The organism is Vibrio sp. R78045 (assembly GCF_042466085.1).
GTDB classification, from domain to species: domain Bacteria; phylum Pseudomonadota; class Gammaproteobacteria; order Enterobacterales; family Vibrionaceae; genus Vibrio; species Vibrio cyclitrophicus.
The window spans coordinates 379,677-396,606 of record NZ_JAXHBS010000018.1; the positions used below are offsets into that span (position 1 = coordinate 379,677).

The 16,930-nt window shown below is 42.8% G+C and carries 20 protein-coding genes and 1 pseudogene; 11 read left to right on the top strand and 10 right to left on the bottom strand.

Annotated features, from left to right (window positions below):
- Positions 1–172: 172 nt before the first annotated feature.
- The 7 genes from SJY39_RS23445 to SJY39_RS23475 all read left to right on the top strand — a co-directional run bounded on the left by SJY39_RS23445 (position 173) and on the right by SJY39_RS23475 (position 7,174).
- Positions 173–1,417, top strand: coding sequence for an NADH:flavin oxidoreductase/NADH oxidase family protein (locus SJY39_RS23445; protein WP_016786213.1), 1,245 nt, complete (start codon positions 173–175; stop codon positions 1,415–1,417).
- Between the two features lie 155 nt (positions 1,418–1,572).
- Entirely contained in the window at positions 1,573–2,268 is a 696-nt protein-coding gene (locus SJY39_RS23450) for a VC0807 family protein (RefSeq protein ID WP_016767293.1), read from the top strand.
- Positions 2,269–2,650: 382 nt separating this feature from the next.
- Positions 2,651–2,926 (top strand): HU family DNA-binding protein, encoded by a 276-nt coding sequence (locus SJY39_RS23455; RefSeq protein WP_010441280.1) that lies wholly within the window; start codon positions 2,651–2,653, stop codon positions 2,924–2,926.
- A 40-nt stretch (positions 2,927–2,966) separates the two neighbouring features.
- Positions 2,967–3,113 (top strand): hypothetical protein, encoded by a 147-nt coding sequence (locus SJY39_RS23460; protein WP_016767291.1) that lies wholly within the window; start codon positions 2,967–2,969, stop codon positions 3,111–3,113.
- A gap of 333 nt (positions 3,114–3,446) precedes the next feature.
- Entirely contained in the window at positions 3,447–4,349 is a 903-nt protein-coding gene (locus SJY39_RS23465) for a VirK/YbjX family protein (RefSeq protein ID WP_133126687.1), read from the top strand.
- A 425-nt stretch (positions 4,350–4,774) separates the two neighbouring features.
- Positions 4,775–6,478 (top strand): FAD-dependent oxidoreductase, encoded by a 1,704-nt coding sequence (locus tag SJY39_RS23470; RefSeq protein ID WP_016784533.1) that lies wholly within the window; start codon positions 4,775–4,777, stop codon positions 6,476–6,478.
- Between the two features lie 495 nt (positions 6,479–6,973).
- A complete protein-coding gene (locus SJY39_RS23475) occupies positions 6,974–7,174 on the top strand; it encodes a hypothetical protein (protein ID WP_010441287.1) in 201 nt (66 codons plus the stop codon).
- Between the two features lie 43 nt (positions 7,175–7,217).
- On the opposite strand, the pseudogene SJY39_RS23480 reads toward SJY39_RS23475, so the two are convergent.
- A pseudogene (locus tag SJY39_RS23480) lies at positions 7,218–7,482 on the bottom strand (ABC transporter substrate-binding protein); the annotation flags it as partial.
- Between the two features lie 18 nt (positions 7,483–7,500).
- Complete coding sequence (locus tag SJY39_RS23485; RefSeq protein ID WP_010441290.1) at positions 7,501–7,920, bottom strand: PaaI family thioesterase; 420 nt, start codon at positions 7,918–7,920, stop codon at positions 7,501–7,503.
- Positions 7,921–7,963: 43 nt separating this feature from the next.
- Here SJY39_RS23485 and SJY39_RS23490 point away from each other — a divergent pair, with 43 nt between their 5' ends.
- Positions 7,964–8,242: a DUF134 domain-containing protein gene (locus tag SJY39_RS23490; RefSeq protein ID WP_010441291.1), complete on the top strand. Its 279-nt coding sequence runs from the start codon at positions 7,964–7,966 to the stop codon at positions 8,240–8,242.
- Positions 8,243–8,387: 145 nt separating this feature from the next.
- Here the strand turns inward: SJY39_RS23490 and nqrM are convergent, their stop codons facing one another.
- Both nqrM and SJY39_RS23500 read right to left on the bottom strand, forming a co-directional pair.
- Positions 8,388–8,585 (bottom strand): (Na+)-NQR maturation NqrM, encoded by a 198-nt coding sequence (gene nqrM, locus SJY39_RS23495; protein WP_016767286.1) that lies wholly within the window; start codon positions 8,583–8,585, stop codon positions 8,388–8,390.
- Positions 8,582–9,013 carry a NifB/NifX family molybdenum-iron cluster-binding protein gene (locus tag SJY39_RS23500; RefSeq protein WP_010441294.1) on the bottom strand — a complete coding sequence of 144 codons (432 nt, stop codon included), beginning with the start codon at positions 9,011–9,013 and terminating at the stop codon, positions 8,582–8,584. The genes nqrM and SJY39_RS23500 overlap by 4 nt, the downstream gene beginning before the upstream one ends.
- 369 nt (positions 9,014–9,382) lie before the next feature.
- On the opposite strand from SJY39_RS23500, the gene SJY39_RS23505 reads away from it, so the two are divergent.
- The 3 genes from SJY39_RS23505 (at position 9,383) to SJY39_RS23515 (ending at position 12,454) form a co-directional block, all read left to right on the top strand.
- On the top strand, positions 9,383–10,105 hold the full coding sequence (locus SJY39_RS23505) for a DUF1007 family protein (protein ID WP_016788752.1): 723 nt from the start codon (positions 9,383–9,385) through the stop codon (positions 10,103–10,105).
- Positions 10,106–10,203: 98 nt separating this feature from the next.
- Positions 10,204–11,319 (top strand): nickel/cobalt transporter, encoded by a 1,116-nt coding sequence (locus tag SJY39_RS23510; protein WP_016786217.1) that lies wholly within the window; start codon positions 10,204–10,206, stop codon positions 11,317–11,319.
- A gap of 331 nt (positions 11,320–11,650) precedes the next feature.
- Positions 11,651–12,454 (top strand): MetQ/NlpA family ABC transporter substrate-binding protein, encoded by an 804-nt coding sequence (locus tag SJY39_RS23515; protein WP_010441300.1) that lies wholly within the window; start codon positions 11,651–11,653, stop codon positions 12,452–12,454.
- Between the two features lie 338 nt (positions 12,455–12,792).
- On the opposite strand, the gene SJY39_RS23520 is transcribed toward SJY39_RS23515, so the two are convergent.
- From SJY39_RS23520 to SJY39_RS23545, 6 genes are all read right to left on the bottom strand, one after another.
- Positions 12,793–13,134 carry a hypothetical protein gene (locus SJY39_RS23520; protein WP_016767282.1) on the bottom strand — a complete coding sequence of 114 codons (342 nt, stop codon included), beginning with the start codon at positions 13,132–13,134 and terminating at the stop codon, positions 12,793–12,795.
- A gap of 55 nt (positions 13,135–13,189) precedes the next feature.
- Positions 13,190–14,062, bottom strand: coding sequence for a patatin-like phospholipase family protein (locus tag SJY39_RS23525; RefSeq protein WP_010441304.1), 873 nt, complete (start codon positions 14,060–14,062; stop codon positions 13,190–13,192).
- Positions 14,063–14,145: 83 nt separating this feature from the next.
- Positions 14,146–14,484 (bottom strand): hypothetical protein, encoded by a 339-nt coding sequence (locus SJY39_RS23530; protein ID WP_010441305.1) that lies wholly within the window; start codon positions 14,482–14,484, stop codon positions 14,146–14,148.
- Between the two features lie 350 nt (positions 14,485–14,834).
- Complete coding sequence (locus SJY39_RS23535) at positions 14,835–15,350, bottom strand: sigma-70 family RNA polymerase sigma factor (RefSeq protein ID WP_010441307.1); 516 nt, start codon at positions 15,348–15,350, stop codon at positions 14,835–14,837.
- Positions 15,351–15,435: 85 nt separating this feature from the next.
- Complete coding sequence (locus SJY39_RS23540) at positions 15,436–15,684, bottom strand: thioredoxin family protein (protein ID WP_010441308.1); 249 nt, start codon at positions 15,682–15,684, stop codon at positions 15,436–15,438.
- Positions 15,685–15,717: 33 nt separating this feature from the next.
- The gene (locus tag SJY39_RS23545) at positions 15,718–16,704 is read right to left on the bottom strand and encodes a permease (RefSeq protein ID WP_016786218.1); all 987 of its coding nucleotides are present in this window, start codon (positions 16,702–16,704) and stop codon (positions 15,718–15,720) included.
- Positions 16,705–16,930: the final 226 nt, after the last annotated feature.

Below are 16,930 nucleotides of genomic sequence, written 5' to 3' on the forward strand. Positions count from 1 at the left end.
ACACTCACTTATTTTTGTGATTGGCATTTGAAGGGGAAACATTCAGTTATTCTCAATGTCTATAAAATTCAAAACTGAACACATATAAACCAAACATGAGTCGAATTACTCGGAACAGTCGACAAAATAAGACATACTAAAACCATCATTTAAAAGAAGTAACCAATAGCGTATGAATTCGATCAACCTCAGTAAACCGTTCACCCTTTCCAACGGCCAAATCATCAAAAATCGACTCTTCAAATCAGCGATGAGTGAACAACTTGGCGACAAACAGCATAACCCTAAGACTGGTTTAACAACCCTTTATCAGCGTTGGGCTGAAGGTGGCATAGGTTTATCCATGACAGGTAACGTGATGGTTGATAGAAATGCACTTGGTGAACCTAGCAACGTCGTCTTGGACGAGCAAAGTGACCTCACCATCTTTCGTGATTGGGCTAGTGCCGGAAAGCAAAACGACTCTCAGATATGGATGCAGCTAAACCATCCTGGTAAACAGATCCCTAAATTCCTTTGTGATCAGCCTGTCGCCCCTTCAGCTATCTCTTTAGAGCGCGGATTAGAGAAAGGCTTTAACACCCCACGAGCACTAACAGACTCAGAAATACATGAAGTAATTAATAAGTTTGCCTTAAGCGCAAAATTGGCAAAACAGGCAGGATTTACTGGCGTGCAAATTCATGGTGCTCATGGTTACCTTGTGAGTCAATTCTTATCCTCAAGACACAATCAGCGCGACGATAAATGGGGTGGTTCATTAGGGAACCGACTCAGATTCGTGCTCGAAGTCTACCGTGCGATCCGTAAAGAAGTAGGTAATGACTTTCCTGTGGGGATTAAGCTCAACAGTGCTGATTTCATGAAAGGTGGCTTCACTGAAGAAGAGTCGATGAAAGTTGTACAAACGCTCAGTAGCGACGGTATCGACTTAATTGAAATATCCGGTGGCACATATGAAAGCCCTTCGATGATGGGTTCTAAAAATAAAACCCCACCTTTAAAGGCAAGTACATTGAAGCGCGAGGCCTACTTTATGGATTACATGATGAAGGTGAGAAAGCTTGTAGATACACCTTTGGTGGTCACTGGTGGCTTTCGAACAGCATCAGCAATGAACGACGCGTTACAAACCTTTGCGACTGACTTTATTGGAATTGCACGAACCATGGCGGTTGACCCAGACTTCCCCAATCGATTGATAAAAGATCCAAACCACGGCATGCCGTTAACTGTGCCAACGACAGGCAAGCCAACACTAGATAAAATGGCGATGGTTGGACTGGTTTGGTACGAACATCAAATGTGGCGTATTGCCGCAGGAAAAAATGCAGATCCTCAGTTAAGTGCGCTTAGTGTAGTCATAAAAACGATTCTCAGTGCTGGCTGGCACGCCTTTAAGAAACGCAGAGCCTAACGAGTTTCTTACCTTAAATTCAATGACTTAAACAGTAAATGACGTGCTAAATGTCACATGTCGTTACACAGCATGATACCTTAGGGCTTTACATCTTGGGCGAGGTAAACAACAATCCCTGAGAATAAATCCATAACATAATGTATTTAGAAATTATGAGTAACACAGAAAACAAAAAATCTAGCCCTCTTTTCGAAATCGTTTTTAACGTCTTTCTTCCATCATTCATCTTGATGAAATTCAGTGGAGAGGAGCACCTAGGAACAGGTTTAGCACTGCTTGTGGCACTGGCTTTCCCTATCGCTTACGGTGGTATGGAACTAATCCGCAACAAGAAGTTTAATTTCATTGCGGCACTTGGTTTTGTGAGTGTGTTATTAACAGGTGGCATTGGTTTCTTCGAATTGGACACGCGTTGGTTAGCATTAAAAGAAGCGTTAATCCCAGGCATAATTGGTTTAGCGGTTCTTGGTTCTACTTTTACTCGCTATCCGTTCATCCAAAAAGTCATCTTCACGCCAGCACTGCTAAACATCTCTCTCATTGAAGAACGTTTAAAACAGTTTGGCCACCAAGCAAAGTTCGACCGCTGTTTAATGACGTCAAATTACATGTTCGCGAGTACTTTCGCTTTCTCTTCTGCGATGAACTACTTCTTAGCGACGTGGATTGTGACAAGCCCAGCGGGCACAGCCGCTTTTAATGAAGAGCTTGGCAAGCTGACACTTTACAGCTACCCAGCCATTGCAATCCCAAGCATGCTGATGATGTTAGGTATTTTCTACTATATTTGGCGTCAAGTTCGCGCTATGACGTCACTAGAAACAGAACAAATCTTTATTACTAAATAGTTCTGTATTGCAAGCTCAAAATCAAAGCTCAGCACTCTCGCTGGGCTTTTTTATTTCTGCGCCTCGTTTAACTAACTAATTAATCAATTAACTAATAACCCTACTCATTTATAAACAAAGTGCTGACTTATTATTGACTCTCTTAACCCAATAGAAGATAGATGCTCGCCTTTTTCATATCAGTTTAATAACCAGTATTTAAATTACCAATAGCTAAAGAATTACATTCAGTTATAATAAAAGGCGAGTTAACGCTCAATCTTGTTGATTACTTTACAAAACCCTACCCAGACGTTAACACTATTTCAGTCCTTATTGCTAAGATGGAACAAGCTCGGCCTTAAAAATAAGCGCCACTCGTACTCAATAAGGAATATAGAATATGAACAAATCTCAGTTAGTTGATCACATTGCCACTTCAGCAGATATCTCGAAGGAACAAGCAGGTTCAGCGTTAAACGCACTTGTTGAAGGTATTTCTAATACATTGGCTAAGGGTGATGATGTTGCCATCCTAGGTTTTGGTAGTTTCAAAGTTAATTCTCGTGCTGCTCGTACTGGTCGTAACCCACGAACGGGCGAAGAGATTCAAATTTCAGCATCAAAAACGCCTGCATTTAAAGCAGGTAAAGCACTAAAAGAGTCATGTAACGCTTAGGGTAAATAATAACTCAAAGCAGAATCCAAGGAAGATTACGATGTCTATAACTAAAGTAAAAGTTCAAGCTAGCCGCAGTAAAAAAGCAGGCAAGTCAACCAAAACACAAGCCGAAACGCCTAAGACTCGTCAACGTATTGAAGAGCTTCTCGAAGAGCGCGAATTGGCCAAACTGTTAGAGTTATAGTTTGTTATCCTTCTAATGCCACTGCAGCTCTGCAGTGGCATTCTTTTTTAAAAACCTAGCCAGGCTGAATCCTAAATAATCCCTCCCTCAAGCCACTAGTAATAGTGCAGTCATAAGCTTGAAAGTTCTCACTTAATTAAACCCGGTCATTGATAACAAGTAATCGCGCACGATTTGAACACTAAGTAACAGACTCGATTACATTGTCATACATACCCATACGTACCCAACTTTCACTTTTCATTATCATCATCGGCATTAATGTTTATGAGAATAAAAGAAGCAGTTCGGAACGCTAGCGTGTTCGGGCAACGCTTCTTTACTGAGGTGATTATGAATGTAGTTCGTATGGGAATTGACGCTAGTGTCCATAAAAATAAAGGCAAATACAAAGCGATAGTGAAGTTTGCAGTTCGAGCGTTATTTTTTTACTCAGACACAAGAAAAATGAATGACAATTTCAGCTCTATCGAGAGAAAGCTTTTATTTAAAAAACAGCCGAACTTCCTATCTAAATTTGTCACACCTTACTTATGTACCGATTTTAGTAAGAAAGAAAAAATTGACATACTATCAAAGCATTATGACTGGTTTGAAGATAAGTTCACCTCAACAGCTCGCCATCAAATATATAACGAGAGACTTAATCTTTTAGAGCTGAAAATTGATGAAAAAGCTTATTTTCTAAACCTAAGTTTTGAGAGAAATGCTAGAAAAGAAGGTGAACTGACCCTTTCCCTAACCGACTCAATCTTCAACAAAATGTACACCATATCATTCACCGTATTTAATAATGATATCTACATTGGCGGAATACAAGGGGGAGCAAACGACAACGGATTTAGCCGCTCGTTCACAAAAGCATTCTATGGTTTGAGACCGAAATCATTCATGGTTGAAACTCTTCGATTATTGGCCACCAGTTTGGAGATTGACCACATTTACGCCGTCAACGAATCTGGGCATGTTTCTAACTCATTACGATACGGCAAGAAGGGTAAAACAATCAGCCTGAAGTACAATTGCTTATGGGAAGAACACGACGGACAACAACACGACAAATGTTTCTACGCTCTACCACTACAACCTACCAGGAAAGATCTTGAGGCTCTCAAGCGCCAAAAACGAAAACTGTATCGTGAACGTTACGCGTGGTTGGATCAATATGAGCAAGATCTGAAAAATGTAATGAGTCAGCACACCCATGGTCCTGTTAATTATGCTCATGCGAGTTAATTTGGCTAACCCGTACTCAACTAGCTAACGCGTATTACCTTCATTAGCGTGCTTTAGTCTAATCACTGCTCTTAGACCAAACGCTCAAACCCGAGGTGACAGCTTCAAACTAAACCTCTCCCCTCACCGACTAAGGCGTCTTTCAATAGAATAGAGTCGTCTTAGTCGGCAATGCATCTTCAAATAATCCGAATTTAAAGCGCGCCAAAGTAATCACCGTTATAGGGTTTACAGTCTTTTACATTAGTAAGAGCTAATAAATCAAAGCAAACATTAGACAATGCTAATTTACACCTTTATAGTATCTAGGTATTTCGAAAACTACTCAATCGCCGGCGATTAGCCAGTCCTGATCATTAGGAAGATACAAGCTCTATGCTCGGCAGTTTGTATAGTTAAACTTAGAGACAGTAATAGGTAAACGTATGACTAAAATTGTAATCATCGGAGGCGTAGCTGGCGGTGCTTCAGCTGCTGCACGCGCTCGTCGCCTTAGTGAAGAAGCCGAAATCATAATGTTTGAGCGAGGACCATTCGTCTCTTTTGCCAACTGTGGATTGCCATACCACATAGGTGGCGATATCGAGGATAGAAGCAAACTTCTGTTACAAACACCTGAAAGCTTCTTAGCTCGCTTCAACGTTGACGCACGAGTGATGAACGAAGTTACCTCAATTGATCGCACCAATAAAACCGTTACAGTCAAAAATCTAGTTGATGGTAGCCACTACAGCGAGAGTTACGACTTCTTATTACTCAGCCCAGGAGCCAGTGCCGTCGTTCCTCCCATCTCAGGAATCGATAACCCCCTCACCCATTCGCTACGCAATATTCCAGACATGGACCGCATCATCGAGACAATCCAAATGAATAAGCCTGAGCACGCGACAGTTGTTGGCGGTGGCTTTATCGGCTTGGAAATGATGGAAGCGTTTCATCAGCTTGGGATCAAAACTTCATTGATTGAGATGGCCGATCAAGTAATGACACCAGTAGACCGAGAAATGGCCGGCTTTGCCCATGCGGAGATTCGTGAAAAAGGCATCGACCTAAAACTCGGCGTCGCACTTGAATCTGTGAAATATATACCTAACGAACACATCGCAAGCTTTGATTCAGGCGAGAGCGAGAAGCACCAACACCTAGAGGGAGAATTAGAATTAACACTTAATAACGGTGAAACTCTCACAACCGATATTTTGATCATGGCTATTGGTGTACGTCCAGAAACGAAATTGGCGCAAGAAGCAGGCCTTCAACTAGGCGCTTTTGGTGGTATTTACACTAACGAATTTATGCAAACGAGCGATCCTTCAATTTACTCGGTCGGCGATGCAATAGAAGACAAAGACTTTGTAACAGGAGAGCAAACGCTCGTCCCATTAGCAGGCCCTGCCAACCGTCAAGGTCGAATGGCGGCAGACAACATGCTTGGGCGCCAAGAAGCTTATCAAGGCACTCAGGGGACCGCAATTTGTAAGATTTTTGACCTTGCAGTCGCTTCAACAGGTAAAAATGAGAAGCAACTAAAACAATCAGGAATCAGTTACGAAAAAGTATACGTCCATACAGCAAGCCATGCGAGCTACTACCCCGGCGCACAAGTTGTCTCGTTCAAGATGTTATTCGATCCTAAGACAGGGAAAATACTGGGTGCGCAAGCCGTCGGTAAAGATGGCGTTGATAAGCGCATTGATGTTATGGCAGTAGCTCAACGTGCAGGTATGACCGTTGATCAACTTCAACACCTAGAATTAACCTATGCACCACCTTACGGGAGTGCTAAGGACGTGATTAACCAAGCCGCATTTGTTGCCAACAATATTATTAAAGGTGACGCGACACCTATTCATTTCGATGAGATTGAAACATTAAGCGACAACCAACTCCTACTCGATGTTCGTAACCCTGGCGAACTAGAAAATGGTGGCTTTATTGAGGGAGCAATCAACATTCCAGTCGACCAACTGCGTCATCGAATGAGTGAGCTTCCAATAGACAAAGAGATTGTAATCTACTGCCAAGTAGGGTTACGTGGTAACGTAGCTTATCGCCAACTCGTCAACAACGGCTTTAAAGCACGTAACTTAATCGGTGGTTATAGAACACTCATGTATGCAAAAGCTTAAGGACTAATACTTAGTCGCCGGTAATGGTTCGCGGACACTTACCGGCTAATTGCTAATTGCTAATTGCTAAGAGTAAGTCGACCATAAATAGATGTGAGTAGTTTATAGTAGACATTGAAAACAGAGCTTGGCATTTGAGTAAGTGCCAAGCTCTATTATTATTCGTAGGAGTCAATAAAAGATTGCAGTGCTTGCTGATCGACAATCTCTAACCCTTGCAAGCCCAAATCATAATAATAAATGGAAAATTCGAAATTCATCGTAATAAGTTCAACGGTTTCTCGCACACTCAATCCCCAACTATCTCTTCATTAATGAAAAGAGTCACTTCCAAAAACGAAACTTTAGCTTACTGGTTTTTGGCTGATATCGCGTTGACGAGCGGGTTTGAGAAGCGCATTCTTTAATTTCGAACAGAACAAGTTTTAACCTCGCGAGAGTGTGATTAAGTCATCCTTTGTTTTGTATAACGCATCTAATTGAACGGCAGGTCACATGAATAAAATTGTTATGTTAGTAATGGGGCTGTTTTTTACCAGTCGATTGTTTGCGAGTATTGTGCCGCATGTTAGTCAATTAGAACATGATGCACCTATCCTTATTCGTTCAGCATTGATTGTTGGTGTTGCGGCTTATGCCGTCTGGACTGCATTTAAATACTTTAAAAAGAACAAAGCTTCTGGCTCAGAACTGTAGAAATAAAAACTTAGAAAGCTTTGTAGTACTTAGCAGGTTTCGATTACTGATCCGCAAAATAGTCGACCAATATTTTACGCCACTTTCGCGACTCACGAATTTTCAAATCGCCCATTGGTTCTGCCGTGATCAATCATATATTTGAGCACTACATCATCAGCGACGATGGCTTCAACCTCGCCGTCCTCTAAAGCCGCTAACAACCTTGGCATATCTACATAACTCTTGTGTCGGATTTCAAAGCCGGTGAGCATCAAAGAAGAAGTTGTTGCGACTTTTTCCCCTACTTCTACGTTTACAAGATCATTAGAACTTAGGTTCGATGATTAAAGTGACGACATGAACTGACTTTTTGCCGATGAACATAACTTGCCACCTTGAGTAATCTGACTCTCTAAAAAGTAAATATTGCGTTTACTTTTTACCCATTGAGCGCGGATCTCTAACTCTTGGCCAATCAAAATTGGATGATGGAAACGAGACGTCAAGCTGACCGTCATAGCGGTGATATTATTTTGGAACAAGCAGTGCAACATGGTGGCATCGTGTAACGCGGTAACAATGCCGCCCTGCATAATGCCATCATAGCCCTCAGCTTTATCTGTTGGTACAATCTTGGCTAAGGCTTCATGCTTAGCTAAGTTCTCGTTATTGCTAGCAACTTCAAAGCAAATCGGGCTATCTGAAAAGAAGCCTTGGCTGCATACTTGGCAGCGGCGATGGTTGTGAGGAATGAAAACTTTCATACTTATCCTTATTCCTTTTACCCTTAGATTTCTAGAGATTGATATGGCTCGACCAAAAAAACATCGACAGTTATGTACTCGTGCGGCTTACTCTTGTTTTAAGCCTAATGGCGTCCCTATGGACGAGCTTCATCAAGAAGAGCTGCTATTAGAAGAGTTGGAAGCGCTACGCTTGGCTGATCAAGAAGGCCTAAGCCAGCTTGAAGCCGCCGAGCAGATGCAGGTGTCTCGCCAAACGTTCGGTAACATCATTAAACGTGCACGAGCCAAGGTTGCTAAATGCATCGTCAACGGCCACGCGTTAGTCATTCAAAACTCTTAACTGACACCCTAGCCTTAACTCTAGATCCCACTCTCACTGCTGGATACCGAACTCGTCACTGAGCGATCCAACTATCTGATTTAGCTGTTTATCTGTTTATCTGTTTATCTATTGACTTAGCTATATGGCGGCTTGTTTGAGCTCTCTAACTTGAGGGTTCTGAGATCTGATACAGCTTACGGCTATGTTCCTCACACACCTCTTTGCAATTGCATTCACGCTCAATATCGATCTGCGCTAGCCCCCCGCAGCTGCCTTTGATTGGCTGGCGTGAAAAAATCACACCGATCGCCATCAACGCCACGATTCCGACAAAGCCCAGTAATGTTAGTAGGAATGTCATTTACGGAACCCTCGAATAGCCCCCAATTTATGGGGTCGTGACATGAAAATTGCACCGTCTCTCCTACGCTCTTTCTTACCACACCCATGATTGCGAGGCTCTCGACCGTAATCTAAATCGGTCACTTCTTGTAGGTGATCAAAATCTAATGCTTCGATTTCAACCTTTCCTGTCGAGGCTAACACTTTAATATCGTTTTTAAACAAGTGCGCCAGCATCCTTTTTCCTATGTGACGGACAACAACTGCTTGCACGCCGTAAGAGTGGATCACTGAAATCCATTGCTTCTTTTTATTACAAGATGAGTCGGATTCAACCAAAGAAACAACCTGCTTTATTTGTCGTTGGTCATCCACAATCGCTATCTGTGGTGAACGAGCAAAATGATTGCCGACATGGAGATTAAGACAAGGTACTGCGTATAACATGGTAACTCCCTGTTATTGGTGATCAGGCATTCAGTATATTCCTTGTTATTGGCATATGCCAATAACAATAGTGTGAAAAATTAGATTTACAGAATAGAGAAATAGCACTTTCAGCAAAAACTATAGAGTAGACGGAGCTACAAGGTAGCTTGGAAAAGAAAAGTTTATTGAGACGAAAAGATTCATAGAAACAGAAAGGTTTATGAGAAAGACGTTACCCGCCAACGCTCTAAGGTCTATGGCTCTACCTTTGAGATAAACCATTGTTGTCACAGGTGTTGTTTTTAATGTGCATCTTATCCTCTTTCAAAGTGAATAAATGCTTAAATTGTTATATTATAACATCACAACAAATAACCGTCTGTCTTCATGAAACTGTTCTCTACTCTAATCAATGTATTCGATCGCCTCTCTTTGGGCTGTGTAAGCCGCTTTTCGATGTGTTTTCATTTTCTAAAATGCTTACCTCTTGGCATTGCATTGCTATCTTTTGCTCCAAACCTATATGCCCACCCTCACTCATGGGTTGAAATGAAGACCCACATCGAAGGTGAGAATGGCCTAATAACTGGCCTGTCGATGGAATGGTCGTTTGATGCTATGACGTCGATGTATATGTTAGATGGTGAAGACGTATCTCCAGACAAAGAAGAAGAGACGTTCAAAAACCTGGCAGCATCCGTTATCGAAAACATGATGTACGAGCACTACTTCACCTACTTCTATGACAATGAAGAGCCAATCAAATATCAAGTAGCAGAGCATGCCAAATTTGAACGTGACAAAGCCAAAATGGTGCTCACTTTTGACCTACCGCTTGCCAAACCAAAACCGGTGACAAGAGACACACTTCGTGTATTGATCTTTGACCCTAGCTACTTTGTCGATATGTCGTGGTTATCTAAGGGGGATGTGACCTTATCACCAGAACTCGCGAGACAATGTCAGTTAGAACTCGTTGAGCCTAACCCGACTCCAGAACAAATGAGCTATGCGATGTCTTTGCCAACCGATGCGGATCCAGATAACACGCTCGGCCAACTGTTTACTCAATCGGTCAAGCTTCATTGTGCTGCGCTTCCCACTTCCTAACCGCAGCGACTCGTTTGAGCTATTAAACGTCTTAACTCAAACGAGTTAAACCTGCCAAATTAACGAAAATAGTAATCTCTAATTCAGGTTCTTGTTATATGAAGAAAAATCAATTCAAAGCCAACCATGCCCTCATTGGTATCGGTGCATTATTATTTGTTGCTGTTGGCGCGTATCAACTATGGTCGATGTGGCCATCACTCGTTATCACCAGTATCCAATGGCAAAGAGAGGTCAATTCAGAACTTGCAGACCTACTCTACCAAGCCAAGTCAAACCCTTGGGGAGCAGGCTGTTACCTGATTGGATTCAGCTTTATCTATGGAATGCTGCACTCTTTGGGGCCTGGCCATGGCAAAGTCATCGTTTCAACATACTTAGCCACTCACCCAACCAAAGCAAAAGCCAGCTTGATTCTTACGGTGGTCTCCGCTTTGTTACAAGCACTGGTCGCTGTCTTATTAGTCAGCGTTTTGTTGTGGGGCTTTAATGCTTCAATGCGAGTAGTGAACGACAAAGCCAACCTATTTGTTTCATTGAGCTTTGCCTTAGTGGCCGTGGTGGGTACATTGATCTGCTGGAAAGCTCTGAAAAACATCTACTCAACGGTGCGCAAACCAAAGTTGAAAGTGAAGACCATCACCGCATTCGCAACAGATATGCCTTCTCTTATAGCCGCTCGTTCACCGATCTCGACCCAATCACCAATGGCGCGTCGCTCATCAGTATCTGATGGTTCCGCGATGTTGAACCCCATTCGTACAATACAATCAGCAGAACACTCGCACACAGATCACTCTCATGCCGACTGCGGATGCGGCCACCAGCACGTCGCCGATGCAGACGCGATAAATAAAGCTTCAACGCTCCGTGAATATGCAGGAATCATTGTCACCATAGGGGTAAGGCCGTGTACTGGAGCTATTATGGTTCTGCTTTTCGCTAACATGGTCGGCTTGTATTGGATGGGTGTTCTTAGTGCGTTGGCAATGGCGGTTGGTACGGCATTAACAACCTCACTAATTGCAATGATGACGCTAACAGGCAAACATTTGGTGAAACGCTACTTAGCCGCAGGTAACAAGAATAGCAGTGCCTCATTAAAAGTCGCTGGTCATTATTTGCAGCTATTTGGCGGTCTATTACTTATTGTGATTGGACTACTATTAATGAACGGACAAGACAGCGGCATGTCGCCAGTCTTCACCATGTAATTAGTGGAAGCGTTTAATTAATATCCAGTGAATTCTACAATCCTCATACGACAAGGCCTCGCAAACGTGAGGCCTTATTTTTATCTATCATTAACGGTTAAAGAAATCTTTTCTCTTAACGATAAAGCTCGTCGAGTTTTCGTCACTGTGATTTAGTGTAATCAGATAATCGCTTGCGAAAGCAGATCCAATACTTTGGAGTTATATACCCCACCTAGTAATAACATCAATTTAACTTCTCCTTTAACAAACCTATTGACCCAATCGCATTAATAGATAATATAGACGTCTAGGCACCCATATGTCTTTTGGTTAATTAAATGGAGTTATCATGAAAAGCTACAAAAAAATCACCGCATCCCTGTTGGCATTGGCATTCACATTAGGTGTGACAGGATGTGGAAAAAAAGACGAGGCAGTCATCAAGATTGGTGCAACAGTAGGTCCACACGCACAAGTTGTACAGGCCGTCGCTATTGAAGCAGCGAAGCAAGGGATTAACATCGAATTAGTTGAATTCTCAGACTACATCACCCCTAACGCAGCACTGGATGACGGAAGTATCCAACTTAATAGCTACCAACATCAGCCATTTCTCGACAACTTTAACGACAATCATGATAGTAAGTTGGTTTCTATCGGACGTTCAATTTTGATGCGTATGGGCGTTTACTCTAACAAGTACACTTCACTTGACTCTATTCCTGACAACGCAAGAATTGCGATTCCAAACGATCCAACCAATGGCGGACGCGGACTATTACTATTAGAAGATGCAGGGCTTATTTCACTGAGAGAAAACGTTGGATTCAATGCATCTCTAACCGATATTGTCTCCAATCCAAAGAATATTCGATTTGTCGAAGTTGATGCCGCACAGTTGCCCCGCTCTCTTGACGATGTAGACGCTGCAGCTATTACTATGAACTACGTGATGTCTGCAGGGTTAGATCCTAAGAAACAAGGTATCTACTTAGAGAAGAAAGACGCACCTTTAGCTGTGATGGTTGTTGCGGCGCGAGAAGAAGACAAAAATAATGAAGTCTATAAAAAGATCATTTCGATTTATCACTCTCAAGAGATCAATGACTTTTTGAACAGCACCTTCAAAGGCACCATAGAAGCGGCAAATTAAGCTAAAAGAATAACCTTAGATTTGGCGTTGTATGTGAAGCAATTAAGCAACGTCCTGATCTTAAGTTTATCGGCTGTTATTACGAAACTAAGCTATTGAATACTTTAATTCGTAATCCTAAACTCGTTATGGCTTGCTAACCTAGTTCGTTCCCAATAATTTGTTAGAGATCGGTTTTTGCAAGATCTGAAATAAAAAGGCCTCGCACATGCGAGGCCTTAGTTTTATCTATCAAACGAAAATACACCCTACTTAACTGGCTTAACCACTTGCATCAGTGTTGTATTGAACGGCTCTGATTAAAGAGACACTGCTAGTTAACTAAAAACGGCTACAAACTAGAAACTGCTATAAGAATGGGGAAGGCGTTTTTCTTCATTCCAACCGGACAACTCAATATTGATCAATAATTTGCGCTTCTCATTACACAGTGAAGCGATATTGATAATAGGTAGCTGGCTGCGAAACTGCGCGGTAAGTATGACCTTTTTACCGTCACTAAGGCCGCTTCGACATTGCGACACAATCGCTTCGGTGTCTAATTGGTGTGCGTTCTCGATAATTTGGGTATCAGCGTTCTCTTGATAGCCATCGATCAGCCAAGATACGGCTGGCACTTCTAAGCTTGTGAGAACGATGACATCTTTTGTTGACATAAGCTCGTGGAGTTCAGTTTGCATAAATCCCCCTCTTAGTTAGCCTGTTGCCTAACCATAAAAATTAACGACCAGCCCATTAAAGTCGGTTACCCAGATTAGCCTGTGCCAAATGGTAGCCTCTATCTATCATCTCTTGTGAGCGATCAAACTCTAAGGTGCCACAGGCATTACGTGGGATCTCAAGCGTAATATCTGCGGGATAAGCGGCCAATTTTTGACGAGCAATGGTCGATTGCATCGCATCAAACGCTTGGTTGGCAATGTCGTAGGCAGCAAAATTGAAGCTCATTTTACTTTTTACACTGCTACCTAGATTATCGATAAAAAGAGTAACCTTCTCATGTAGGTTACTCTGTTTTGTTGGTAGAGAAACCGGTATCACTTCCTGTTGAAGCATCTCAGGTTCACCACCTAAGTTCACAGCCAGAGTAAAGTCTGTCTTATCACTAAAGGTAGGCGCAATCGGTACGGGATTGAGCACTCCTCCATCGATCAGCACTTCACCATTGATGACGTGAGGCGTGAAGAACAATGGCAAAGAGATAGAAGCACGAATAGCATCAAACAAAGAACCCGATTGCAACCAAACCTCTTTTTCATCAGCGACGTTGGCAGCAACTGCGGTATAAGGGATAGGCAGATCTTCAATTGAAATCTCGCCGATCAGCCTACGCAGTGTGTCGATGATCTTGTCCCCTTTGAAGATACCACTTGATTGCCATGAAAAGTCCAACATCATAGCCATATCCGATTGGTCGATACTGGTGACCCACTCTTCAAATTCATCCAACTTACCCGCCGCGTAGACACCACCGATAAGTGCACCAATTGAACAGCCAGAGATGGATTTTATCTGAAAGCCGTGCTCAATTAGCCAGCGGATGATGCCAACGTGAACCAAGCCTCTTGCGCCACCACTGCCAAGTACCAATGAGATCGTTTTTGCCATCGTACTAATCCTTTAATATTTTTATTCAAGACTGGTTCACTCGTTGATTTTCCGATTCGCTAGCCTCGAATGAGTTAATCTTTTCAGTCCATGCGAGTGATAAAGGTTTGCTCGTCATCGACAAAAGCCACATAGTCGCCGTGATAGATAAACACCCGACCACGCCCTTCAACGATACAGGCAAGCTGTGGGTTCAAATCTTCTTCAAGATCTTTACTTTGATACGTGCCGGTATCGGTGATTACACCGCGGAGTGTCGGCAAAAATCCATAGCTGCGCTTGGCTTGATCAATCAGGCTCAATTCACTGGCGGTAGAGAAGTAAGCCGGGATTGGGCCAGCATCTTCGATAAACATCGTTTTCAGTTCTTCAAAAGCTGTAATCACCAGCCAGTCGATGCCATTAACGTGATGGATAAACATTGTTTATAAATACCTAGATTCTCGATAATTCTAATGCGGGGATTCTATCACTATCAGGCGCAGAACGTGGTAGAGATTTGGTTGCTAACGACAAGGCCTTTCCCTGTTTGTCGCCCAATATATTCAGAATAAAACTGGAACAGATATCCATTATCAAATTACCCCAAGAACACAAGAAATCTTGAGTCGATGAATTTTATCAGGGCCTTTAGAGCCGAACGTTTTCTTGTTAAACCTTCGTTTATTGCTCCTTAAAGTAATGGCCTATAAATTAGTTTAAAGCGGAAACATTACTTCCAGAAGGATTTAAGGTTCAGCTTGAAAGGACTTAACGCTCTACTTGAAAAGACTTAAGGCTCTGCTTGAAATGACCTAAAGCAACAAACGCCCGTTTGGTCTTGAGTCACCTTACATTCACTCACCAAAATGGTTTTGAGTTCTATACGGGCACGACGTAAACGAGCCTTAACGGCTGGTAGGCTGAGCTGGTGTTTCTCTGCGTAGTCTTTTTGTGTCATACCATTGAGGTCACATTGTTCTATCACATCACGATCTTGCTCGGTGAGTTTGACCAATACCTGGGGAAGGCAGCGTTGAAGCTGAACCATCGCAGGGGAAATATCCGTTGGCATCACAAATTCTTCGATGTCTACCGAATATATTTTCCGTCTCAGCTGATCAACAAGGTGGTTTCTGGTCATCTTAAACAGCCATGATTTACCGTCCTGCAATGTACAGAAACGCTCGCTATTTCCCATGGCCTTCAGAAACACTTCTTGCATGATGTCTTCCGCTTCGTGCGGATTTTGGGTCTGTTTTAGTAGCCAACCATAAAGGCTAGGTTCCGCATGATTCCACGCATTCATCAAACATTTCATTCTTGAACCTCGATAATCCGTCGCGCATGCTCATTCAAAAAAACTCTGCATGCGCGACGCTCTTTCCTTACTTTTACGCTACAACATTTTCCTTGAGTAAATCGCGAACCAGATCAACAGATGGCACCGACCCCGTGTGTTTTAACTCACCATTAATCGCGATACCCGGTGTGCTCATAATGCCAGCTTTCATAATGGCTTCCAAACTGGTGACTTTTTCAATATTGATTTGCTGCCCTAACTCTTGTGCGACCTCGGCAAACCGTTCTGCGGTAACGACGCAGTTCTTACAACCTGAACCATAAACTTGAATGCTTTTCATATCAGACTCCTGTGAGCATTTGCTCTGCTGTGATTAATAGAAGAAATTAAACAACCAACCGGTGATGGAAATCGCCACCAACAAGTAACCCGCGATTACACCAAGCAATCGGTATTGCATCACTTGTTTGAGCATCATGAACTCTGGCAAGCTCACTGCGACCGCTCCCATACAAAACGCCAGCGTGGTTCCTAGTGGCATACCTTTGTCTATCAAAGACGCCATGATTGGAACTATGCCCGTTGCGTTGGTGTAAATAGGAATCGCACTAAGTGTCGCGAGGGGAACCGTCCACCACTGGCCGTGTGCGAGGTTTTGCTCGAACCAATCCGCCGGAACAAAACCATGAATAAACGCACCAATACCCACACCAACAAAGACCCAAATCCAAATGCGTTTGAAGATGGTACTGGTCTCGTTCACAGCAAATTCATGGCGCTGTTTAAACGTCATTGGGGTTGATTCAATCGCCGTTTGAGGCTGTTCATCTAACTCATTGGCTTTTTGATACGCTTCGGCAAGGAAAGGTTGTAACCAACGGTGGGCTTTAAAAGCATCTAAGACAAAGCCTGCAAAAATGCCAAGCGACATACCAATCACAACGTACATGATGGTGAATTTCAGCCCAAGGACACTGCCAAGCATGATGATCACCACCTCATTGATCAGAGGCGATGTAATCAGAAATGCGATGGTCACACCAATGGGAATACGTGCAGAGACAAAGCCCATGAACAGAGGAATAGAACTGCACGAGCAAAACGGTGTAATCGCACCAAATAGCGAACCAAGGAAGTAGCCCACACCGCGGCGCTTGCCTTGTAGATATTGGCGAACTTTGTCCACACTCAAACTGGCTCTCAGTGCGGAGATAACGTAAATCAACACGACCAATAAGACTAAGATCTTACTGGTGTCTTCAATAAAGAAATGAACGCCTGTTGCCATTGAAGTACTGGCTTCCAAGTTAAAAATGGAATACGTCAGCCAGTCGGCAAAGTAAGTAAAAACGTCCAACATAGTGGCACCCTCTAAACGATTTACCTCTAACACGTTTGAGCTCGCGAAAGGATGCACACTTTTCTAAATTATTTTTGGGTTTTGATTTTTAGGCTCAATTGCAGAACAGGTCCACTCGGCCGTTCGTTGTTGAAAGTGACTTTATTGTTCCTGTAATTAATGGCCTATAAACAAGCGAACTCACCCTCTTTACCGTCTCCCATATTTGCCATCAAACTCTACGACT

Bases quoted from the DNA above. Each gene is read 5' to 3' on its own strand.
- SJY39_RS23470 (WP_016784533.1), top strand. From the start codon at position 4,775: ATGACTAAAATTGTAATCATCGGAGGCGTAGCTGGCGGTGCTTCAGCT.
- SJY39_RS23485 (WP_010441290.1), bottom strand. From the start codon at position 7,920: ATGAAAGTTTTCATTCCTCACAACCATCGCCGCTGCCAAGTATGCAGC.
- SJY39_RS23465 (WP_133126687.1), top strand. From the start codon at position 3,447: ATGAATGTAGTTCGTATGGGAATTGACGCTAGTGTCCATAAAAATAAA.
- SJY39_RS23515 (WP_010441300.1), top strand. From the start codon at position 11,651: ATGAAAAGCTACAAAAAAATCACCGCATCCCTGTTGGCATTGGCATTC.
- SJY39_RS23455 (WP_010441280.1), top strand. From the start codon at position 2,651: ATGAACAAATCTCAGTTAGTTGATCACATTGCCACTTCAGCAGATATC.
- SJY39_RS23500 (WP_010441294.1), bottom strand. From the start codon at position 9,013: ATGTTATACGCAGTACCTTGTCTTAATCTCCATGTCGGCAATCATTTT.
- SJY39_RS23540 (WP_010441308.1), bottom strand. From the start codon at position 15,684: ATGAAAAGCATTCAAGTTTATGGTTCAGGTTGTAAGAACTGCGTCGTT.
- SJY39_RS23450 (WP_016767293.1), top strand. From the start codon at position 1,573: ATGAGTAACACAGAAAACAAAAAATCTAGCCCTCTTTTCGAAATCGTT.
- SJY39_RS23520 (WP_016767282.1), bottom strand. From the start codon at position 13,134: ATGCAAACTGAACTCCACGAGCTTATGTCAACAAAAGATGTCATCGTT.
- SJY39_RS23545 (WP_016786218.1), bottom strand. From the start codon at position 16,704: ATGTTGGACGTTTTTACTTACTTTGCCGACTGGCTGACGTATTCCATT.
- SJY39_RS23475 (WP_010441287.1), top strand. From the start codon at position 6,974: ATGAATAAAATTGTTATGTTAGTAATGGGGCTGTTTTTTACCAGTCGA.
- SJY39_RS23535 (WP_010441307.1), bottom strand. From the start codon at position 15,350: ATGAATGCGTGGAATCATGCGGAACCTAGCCTTTATGGTTGGCTACTA.
- nqrM (WP_016767286.1), bottom strand. From the start codon at position 8,585: ATGACATTCCTACTAACATTACTGGGCTTTGTCGGAATCGTGGCGTTG.
- SJY39_RS23525 (WP_010441304.1), bottom strand. From the start codon at position 14,062: ATGGCAAAAACGATCTCATTGGTACTTGGCAGTGGTGGCGCAAGAGGC.
- SJY39_RS23460 (WP_016767291.1), top strand. From the start codon at position 2,967: ATGTCTATAACTAAAGTAAAAGTTCAAGCTAGCCGCAGTAAAAAAGCA.
- SJY39_RS23530 (WP_010441305.1), bottom strand. From the start codon at position 14,484: ATGTTTATCCATCACGTTAATGGCATCGACTGGCTGGTGATTACAGCT.
- SJY39_RS23505 (WP_016788752.1), top strand. From the start codon at position 9,383: ATGAAACTGTTCTCTACTCTAATCAATGTATTCGATCGCCTCTCTTTG.
- SJY39_RS23490 (WP_010441291.1), top strand. From the start codon at position 7,964: ATGGCTCGACCAAAAAAACATCGACAGTTATGTACTCGTGCGGCTTAC.
- SJY39_RS23510 (WP_016786217.1), top strand. From the start codon at position 10,204: ATGAAGAAAAATCAATTCAAAGCCAACCATGCCCTCATTGGTATCGGT.
- SJY39_RS23445 (WP_016786213.1), top strand. From the start codon at position 173: ATGAATTCGATCAACCTCAGTAAACCGTTCACCCTTTCCAACGGCCAA.